At 45.1% G+C, this 665-nt stretch carries 1 pseudogene; it reads left to right on the top strand.

The window, feature by feature from the left end:
* Window positions 1-665, top strand: a pseudogene (locus tag J5X94_RS13820) (hypothetical protein); the annotation flags it as partial.

Below are 665 nucleotides of genomic sequence, written 5' to 3'. Positions count from 1 at the left end.
ACATCCAAAGCGTATTACACGATTTATCTGCTGCCCTCCAAAGCTCTGCCCTTAACACCCAACCAGCTAAGCAAATCGTCGGCGAACAAGCCCGCCAATTCGCTCAAATCATCGAACAAATTGTCAACCAATTGGAACAATACTTCGAAAATGGTAGCCAAACCATGGTACAACAAGTCATCTACAACCTTCGTGAAGTTCAACAATCCCTCAGGAAGGCCGTAGGTTACACTGTCTTCACCAATATCCATCAACTCAAGACTGAATTGGAAAGCTACATGCAAACTGCTGCTGCTCAAATCGAAAAATTGGTATACTTCGCTCAACAAGCACCTCAAGGAAACTACTACGTCGCCATCAAGAGCGTACTCGCCGTTTTCTTGAATGGACTCCAACACATTCAAATGCAAATCCAAAGCGTTGCCCAATACAGCCAATACGGAATGAAATACGGATATGCCTCTGGTCTCGCTCAATACGGAAAGGGATACGGATATGCTGGTCAATACCGCCCATACGGTTACGGAATTGCTGCTGAATACGATAGCGAATACGAATACTACCCATACGGTCAAAAATACGGACAAGCTGCCAAATACGATCAATTAGACAGCGAATACGGATATGCCGGTCAATACCGCCCATACAAATACGGCTTTGCTGAC

The sequence above is a fragment of the Psychrobacter sp. K31L genome, assembly GCF_017942195.1.
GTDB lineage: Bacteria > Pseudomonadota > Gammaproteobacteria > Pseudomonadales > Moraxellaceae > Psychrobacter > Psychrobacter glaciei.
The sequence above is the reverse complement of the archived record's forward strand: the minus strand, read 5'-3'. Positions and strand labels throughout refer to the sequence as shown.